The sequence below is a fragment of the Chloroflexus sp. genome, assembly GCF_056331925.1.
The window spans coordinates 67,211-74,997 of the sequence record NZ_JBWGQH010000021.1; the positions used below are offsets into that span (position 1 = coordinate 67,211).

Genomic DNA, 7,787 nt, shown 5'->3' on the forward strand with positions numbered 1-7,787 from the left:
GCAAGAAACGCAAAGGTGCAGAGCGCGCAGAGGTCGCAGAGGGGGCCATTCCCACCCCACGTTGGAGGGCTGCCCCGCGGTGTTAACTGAAAGAGCGCGTTCCATACGAACATTGGGAACTTCTCCCCATTCGCAGAGGAAAGCCCCCCCTTGGCCTTCACAGCTTGGCTCGCTATACTAGCTCTGCAACTGTGCGATATTGTGCTGAATATAGAACGGCTGTGGAGGCAGCGTTATGACAATGTTGGTAAATAGTTTAAAGACTGTTGGCCTGCTCGGTCTATTGACCGGGTTGTTCATCGCAATTGGTGGCGCGGTCGGTGGACAGATCGGTATGATTATTGCGTTTGTGCTGGCCGTCGTGATGAATATGGGAGCTTGGTGGTTTTCCGACACGCTTGCCCTCAAGATGAGTGGGGCGCAAGAAGTCAGCCCAGACGAAGCACCTGAATTGCACGCAATGGTCGAGGAGCTGTCACGGCGAGCCGGGATACCCAAGCCGCGCGTCTATATTATCGATACTGATGCACCCAACGCTTTTGCGACCGGACGAGATCCGGCGCACGGTGCCGTAGCAGTAACGACCGGGATTGCTCGCTTGCTGACACGTGAGGAGCTAGCCGGCGTGATTGCACACGAGCTGGCCCACATCAAGCACCGCGATACACTGATCTCGTCAATTGCCGCGACGATTGCCGGCGCCATTGGGATGCTGGCCGATATGGTGATGTGGGGAATGATATTTGCCGGATTGGGCGGCAGTGATGAGGAGGAAGATGGCGGTATCGCCGGGCTGGTCGGTGGCATCCTGACCGCTATGTTAGCCCCGATTATGGCACTGATTATCCAGATGGCGATTTCGCGCTCGCGTGAGTACATGGCTGATGCCGGTGGCGCACAAATTCTTGGCAATCCGTTGCCGCTTGCCAGCGCACTTGAGAAGCTCGAGTGGGCCGCCGGTCGTATGCCAATGGAAGAAGCACGTCCGGCAACAGCGCATCTCTACATCGTTAACCCAATGTTGGGTGGATTGGCAAACCTGTTCCGCACGCACCCAGAGACGCACAAGCGTATCTCGCGGTTGCGGGCAATGGCTAACCGTAGCGGGAACACCGCCATCGTTGCCTAACACTCACACAGCGCGTTGACATAGATTCCATCCTTCCCCCTTCAGTGGGCGTCACTCAATGGCGAGTGGCGCCCATTTTACAGTACAATGCAGGTAGTATGAGCCGCAGAACCTGCTAACACGGGATGTGGCCCATTCCGACCTACCGATCTGTATCCTAACGGCTTCATTATGAGACGATTCCTTCTTATTATTGCACTCACCCTAATCACCGGCTGTATGCCATCGGTCGAGAGACCATCGGAAGACTACCGACCTACGGCGACACCTCGATCTGCTACCGGTACCATCCATGCTCCGCCACCACCACCGACGCCGGTAGCGATGGTTACTCCCACACCGAACAACGACGTAAATGAAATCGCACTGATCGATGCGGCTGCTCGTCTGCCGCGCGATCAAGTTGAGCTAGCCCGCCAACTCGGCACGTGTCGGCTGGCATCAGAGGATTGCCCCCATGTAGCGCGTACTACACCTCTTGACGTACAGCTTGGCGAACGCCGATCTTTTTTTGTAACCGATTTTAGTAACGATAGCCAATACGAAATCACTGCTGAGCTACGCTACATTGGGCCGGTGGTGTTGATGTACGTCGAAACCGGCGTGCCTTTCGATCAGGATGCACTGGAACGTGCTGCACGTACCTTTGAACAAGAGATTTACCCGCGTACCCGCGAGATCTTCGGCAGTGAGGTGCAACCCGGGGTTGACGGTGACAACCGGATTACCATTCTGAACGCGGTAGAGCGCAGTCGTCAGATCCTCGGTTATTATTCGTCGAGCGACTCATTACCGAAACAGGTCAACCGCTACAGCAATGAGCGTGAGATGTTCTTTATGAACATCGAGCTGATGCCGTTCGATAGCGATACCTATCTCGACGTGCTGGCCCACGAATTTCAACACATGATCCATCAGAACGAACAGCCGGGTAGTGCCTTGTGGCTCAATGAGGGAATGTCACAATTGGCCGAAGACCTCAACGGCTTTCAGAGCGAAGGCTTCATTCCGCTCTACCTAAGCAATACCGACATTCAATTGACCGGGTGGGGCTTTGCGCCCGGCCAGTCAGGCGTGCATTACGGCGCTGCTCATCTCTTTATGCGCTACATCTATGCCCAATACACCGGTCAAGACCAGTTACGCCCGTTGATTCGGGCCAACGCCGGTAACAATCTCGAAGCGTTCGTCGAGTTAGCCACACGTGTCCGACCCGATATTACGCACTTTCGGCAGATCATGACTGACTGGGCCGTTGCCAACTTACTCAACGACCCGCGGGTAGGCGATGGTCGTTACACCTACGACACCGGTACCGAATTGAGGAATCTCCTGCCGCATACAGTACGCCCAACACCGATCAATCGGCGATACCAAGACGATATTGTGCAGTTCGGCGTGGATTACCTTGCATTACCATCGAATACGCGCTCAGTAACCTTCCGTGGCGACACTACCGTGCGCATCGCCGGACAGATGCCACGGGGACGATACGCATGGTGGAGTAACCGCAGTGATGATAGTATTGCGACGCTCACGCGCAAGATCGATCTACGTGGGGTCAGTTCAGCGATACTCACCTTCGACACGTGGTTCGAGATCGAAGACGACTATGACTACGCCTTCGTCACTGTTTCGACTGACGGCGGGTGGACATGGGAGACCCTACCCGGCAAGTGGACGACCGACTACGATCCGCAGGGGGTGAATTATGGTCACGGTCTGACCGGTGTTTCGGGGAGACCGGAGGCCAATGTTGAAGACGGCTTGCGCGGGCGCTGGGTGAGCGAGCAGATGGATCTGACGCCGTTTGCCGGGCAAGAGGTGTTGCTGCGCTTTTGGTCGATCAACGATCAAGGGGTGCATGCACCTGGTATCTTGATTGACAACATTACCATCCCCGAAATCGGTTTTCGTGATACCGTCGAAGAGGGTGATAATGGCTGGGAGGCAGCAGGGTTTGTGCGAGTCGATGGCGATCTACCGCAGCAATGGGAATTACGGCTGGTGCGCACGGCGACCGATGGCCAGATCACGGTGGAGCCGCTGACGGTCAATGCCGATGGCGTTGCGACGGCAACCTTAAACAACGGCGAGCACGGGGTATTGGTGGTGATTGCGGTCACGCCGCACACCAGTGAACGGGCGCAATACGAGGTGATCAGCGAGTAGCGACGCACGAGCACAGTATCGCCTACGAAAGGCTACCAGTGACACTTACGCTAAGAACACGCTGGCTGATCATCGCCATCGTCGTGATCGTTGCGGCGGCGGTGATCACCATTAGTCGCGCCCATCAGCCGCGCCGCCTCGCCCCGCTGGTCGCTGATTTCAGCGGGGGCGGGGCCGCGCCGGCGATCGGCCGGTCAATGCTGCCGGTACAGGCTGACACTCTGCGGATCAGCGTTGCGCCACAGGCACTGCCAAGCGATGCCAGCCTCGACGCGATTACGGCGGAGCTGGTCACGGCACTGGAGTACGTTAGCGCACGCACCGGCACAGCGCCGGTGGGGCCGATCACGGTGCAGATCCTTGCAGACCCGCAATGCGCCTTGCACGGCGCCGCCTATACCCAAACCCGCGAAGTACACGTCACTACGTGCGCCGCCATCCCACCGGACCGCGCCGTCAACATTCTTGCCCACGAGTTTGTGCATCAGCTCGCTCACGATCACTTTGGCGAAGCTCATCTGCGTAGCGACCCGATCCTACTCGAAGGGTGGGCAACGTGGGATGCAGGTCGGTATTGGCTCAGTGGAGCGCAGGATTTTCGCACTTTTCTCGGCGGGCAAGCACCTCTACCACTGATCGCTACTCATCTAGGTAAGCCGGCTGCCGAGATGAACATGCTCTACTACCAATGGGCTAGTTTTGTCGAGTACTTACTCGTTACATACGGGCATGACACCTTCGAAGTTGTTTACCGCAGTGGTAACGGTGTAGTTGGAAGTGCCGACTATCACGGTGTCTACGGTGTCGATCTGGCAACACTCGAAGCGGCGTGGCGCACTTGGTTGCAAGACGATTAGGAGATAGGCACGGGGCGCGGTATGCGCCCCATGGTCCCCGTGGTGAAGCATTATCACCCGCTAATCGCCTGGCAAATGATTGCGACGCGCCACCCCATCGGCGATGGCAGCCTGTGCCACCGCACTTGCAATGGCCGGTACAATCTGGCGATTAAAGACGCTCGGCACGATATAGTCTTCGTTCATCTCCTCAATGGAAACCGCATTTGCTAACGCCTCAGCAGCAGCGAGACGCATCGCCGAGGTGATACGGCGGGCATTGACATCAAGCGCACCACGAAAGATGCCGGGAAAACTGAGCACATTATTGATCTGATTCGGCTGATCGCTCCGTCCGGTTGCAACCACACGCGCGTACTGGCGCAGCATGTCGGGATCACCCTCAGGAATGGGATTGGCCAATGCAAACACGATTGGGTCAGCACTCATCGAGCGCATGTGGTCGGGGGTGAGAATATTCCCTCTCGACACTCCGATGAACACATCGGCGCCGTGGAGAGCGACGGTCAAATCGCCCCGCCGACGCTCACGGTTGGTGAGGGAAGCGATAATGCGTTGCATTGGCGTCTGACGGGCGTAGTCACCCTCAGCTAAAATCCCGAACCGATCCACTGCCGTAATCTCACCGACGCCGGCTTCGAGCAGTGTGCGAATAATGGCGGTGCCGGCAGCGCCGACGCCATTCACCACTACCCGCACATCGGCCAGCGTTTTGCCCACAAGACGCAAGGCATTGCGGAGGGCAGCCAGCACTACCACCGCAGTACCGTGCTGATCGTCGTGCATCACCGGCAGATCAAGGCTCTCTTCCAGTCGGCCCTCGACGATAAAGCAATTGGGGGCAGCAATATCTTCGAGATTGATGCCACCAAAGCTCGGTGCAATCTGTTCAACCGTCTGTACGATAATGTCGGGGTCTTGTGAGCGGAGACAAATCGGTACCGCATCGATATTGGCCAGCTCTTTAAACAGAATCGCCTTGCCTTCCATCACCGGCATCGCCGCTTCGGGGCCAAGATTGCCCAAACCGAGGATCGCCGAACCATCGCTGACCACGGCAACACTATTCCCTTTCCACGTGAGTGAATAGACCTTTTCAGGATCGTCGGCGATTGCACGGCAGACACGAGCCACGCCGGGCGTGTAGGCCAGGGAGAGATCATCACGAGTTTTTAGCGGAACCCGGCTCTGGGTAGTAAGCTTACCGCCGAGGTGGGTAAGGAGGACACGGTCGCTCACCTGAAGCACTTTAATGTTTTGCAGCGTATTGATTGCGGCTACCAGTTGCTCGCCGTGCTGTTCATCTTGTACGCGCACAGTAATATCGCGCACAAGAAAGTTACGTTCAGCGCGAACAATATCGATTGCGCCGATGTCGCCGCCAACCTCGCCGATCAGGGTCGTGAGCCGGCCCAACATACCGGGCCGATTTTCGATTTGGCAGCGCAAGGTCAGCGTATAAGCCACCCCAACGGACATACCCTTCACCTCGTTTTCTGGCTCAAAGATACAAAAATGCCCGTCACGGCGACGGGCATCACTGCCTTAATTTTTGTATAGTACCACAAGTAACAAAAATGGTGAGCAGGAACTGCCGGCCCGGCGGAGACCGGGCTAGGATGACGAAGCTTGCTGCGCGGAATGGGTTGGAATAGACACAAAACGACAAAAGAGTCACAAGTGGCGTCGCCGCAACAAGGCCCAAGCGGCACAATATACACGCTATATCTTGCGTCGTTTGTGGCGTTTGGTGGCTATTCGCAGCCTTTATTGCCGATACTTACGCGGCGCGACTCCCATTGCACGTTTGAACGCTTTGCTAAAAGCCGCTTCCGAATGGTAGCCAACCTGTTCGACAACCTCGTTTACCCGCGCATGGGGATGTTCGGCCAGTAACCGAGCAGCCAGTTGCATGCGCCAACGGGTGAGATAGACGATTGGCCCTTCGCCAGTCAGGGCAGAGAAACGAGCAGCAAAGGCCGATCGCGAGCAAGCCACTGACCGCGCTAACGCGGCGACTGTCCACGGCTGCTGGGGCTGGCTGTGGATGAGGCTGAGCACCTTGCCGATCAGCGGATCGTGCAGCGCGCCAAGCCAGCCGCAACGCTCCACACCTTGCAACTCAACCCAGCGCTGGATGATCTGAATGAACAAAATATTGGTCAACCGGCGCAAAACAGCCTCTTTGCCAGGCCGCGCCGCTTCGGCTTCTGCGGCCATCAGCGCCAGCACACCGGCAAGCGCACCGGCTTCACTGCGCAGAATATGAATGAGACGGGGCATTTGTTGCAAGATTGGCAGTAGCTCGCGTTGCTCAACATCGAATGTTCCACACAACACGATCGCGGTTGGGCGATCACTCCAGCGCATCAAAGCACATTCTCCCCACTAATCCAGCTCAAGATTGTGGAAGAGCGGTGCGGTAGGTGTTTCGCAGAGGATATGCTCATCGCCATACGGTAAGAGCAGCACATCTCCTTCGCATAACGACAGCAGAGTATCGTCGCTTGCTAACCGCACATAGCCGTTGCCACGATGTAGTACGTGAAAGACCGCGCACGCACGCGGCGCAACATGCAGCCCCCACGGCGATCCAAGTTCGGAACGGCAGTGGACACTGCTCCTAAGGCGTAACGTATCAAGGATTTGGGTTAATGCATCCACAACGAATAGACGATTGGCAAAGGAATTTGGATAGATCAACATAGATCATCCAGGATTGTTCCATTATAGTTTCGGCATAACCTGTCCGTCAAACGGAGAAACGCCTATGCATCCACCACCGGAAGGAGCAAATCCTCTCATCTACACACTGCTGGTCTTTCTACATATCGTCACTACAACGACCGCAGTTGGTTTGAACGCCAGTTACGCTATCTGAATCGCCCGCGGCACGCACGATTCTGCTAACTTGCCGTTTGCGCTGCGCGGCGTCAAGTTCATCGACGACTACGTTGCCAATCCGTGCTATCTCATCGGAGGCATCACCGGCGTACTTATGATTGCCATGGGTAAAAACGTTGCACCGTTTTTGTGGGTGGCAATCGCGGTTTATCTCGTAGCAATGGCGTTAGCATATGGGGTCTACACTCCCTTGCTGAGCCGGCAAATCAAGACGCTTGATGCCAAAGGGAGCGGCAACCCGGAGTATCAGACGCTAGCGCGCCGTTCCAATCAGGTTGGCGTCACCATAGGCTTACTGGTCATCATTATTCTGGCGCTCAAGATTTTTGAACCGCCGCTTTGGTAAGGACACCTTTGGATGCTCAGCATTCGGGAAGCGAGACATCTTTAGAGCCGGTCACGGTGAGCGGAGTGCACTGGATTGGCAGATTTCTCGCTGCGCTCGAAATGACAAAAGGGGAGCATCGGAGTGCATCGGATGGCAAGATTGCTCGCTCCGCTCGAAAGGACAAAAGGGGAGCATCGGAGTGTATCGGATGGCAAGATTTCTCGCTCCGCTCGAAAGGACAAAAGGTGAGTGACAAATGACAAAAGGTGACTACCGGGCCGTGGGATGGTGAGCGCCGCACGTCATCCTCCCTGTGTCATGTCGAGCGAAGCGAGACATCTTTAACTTGGTCACGGTGAGCGGAGTGCACCGGATTGGCAGATTTCTCGCTGCGCTC

The 7,787-nt window shown here is 56.3% G+C and carries 6 protein-coding genes and 1 pseudogene; 4 read left to right on the forward strand and 3 right to left on the reverse strand.

Annotated features, from left to right (window positions below; translation table 11 throughout):
• The first annotated feature begins 235 nt into the window (after positions 1–235).
• The 3 genes from AC01ZF_RS12165 to AC01ZF_RS12175 all read left to right on the forward strand — a co-directional run bounded on the left by AC01ZF_RS12165 (position 236) and on the right by AC01ZF_RS12175 (position 4,158).
• A complete protein-coding gene (locus AC01ZF_RS12165; RefSeq protein ID WP_424677065.1) occupies positions 236–1,129 on the forward strand; it encodes a zinc metalloprotease HtpX in 894 nt (297 codons plus the stop codon).
• A 171-nt stretch (positions 1,130–1,300) separates the two neighbouring features.
• Complete coding sequence (locus AC01ZF_RS12170) at positions 1,301–3,301, forward strand: hypothetical protein (protein WP_476575381.1); 2,001 nt, start codon at positions 1,301–1,303, stop codon at positions 3,299–3,301.
• Between the two features lie 38 nt (positions 3,302–3,339).
• Positions 3,340–4,158: a hypothetical protein gene (locus AC01ZF_RS12175; protein WP_424677063.1), complete on the forward strand. Its 819-nt coding sequence runs from the start codon at positions 3,340–3,342 to the stop codon at positions 4,156–4,158.
• Between the two features lie 60 nt (positions 4,159–4,218).
• Here the strand turns inward: AC01ZF_RS12175 and AC01ZF_RS12180 are convergent, their stop codons facing one another.
• From AC01ZF_RS12180 to AC01ZF_RS12190, 3 genes and pseudogenes are all read right to left on the reverse strand, one after another.
• Positions 4,219–5,637, reverse strand: a complete 1,419-nt coding sequence (locus tag AC01ZF_RS12180; protein ID WP_424677062.1) for a malic enzyme-like NAD(P)-binding protein — start codon at positions 5,635–5,637, stop codon at positions 4,219–4,221.
• 288 nt (positions 5,638–5,925) lie between these two features.
• Positions 5,926–6,270, reverse strand: coding sequence for a helix-turn-helix transcriptional regulator (locus AC01ZF_RS12185; RefSeq protein ID WP_428113056.1), 345 nt, complete (start codon positions 6,268–6,270; stop codon positions 5,926–5,928).
• A gap of 21 nt (positions 6,271–6,291) precedes the next feature.
• Positions 6,292–6,864: pseudogene (locus AC01ZF_RS12190) on the reverse strand (cupin domain-containing protein); the annotation flags it as partial.
• A gap of 175 nt (positions 6,865–7,039) precedes the next feature.
• Between AC01ZF_RS12190 and AC01ZF_RS12195 the strand changes: the two are divergent.
• Positions 7,040–7,408: a DUF2269 family protein gene (locus AC01ZF_RS12195; protein ID WP_424677076.1), complete on the forward strand. Its 369-nt coding sequence runs from the start codon at positions 7,040–7,042 to the stop codon at positions 7,406–7,408.
• Positions 7,409–7,787: the final 379 nt, after the last annotated feature.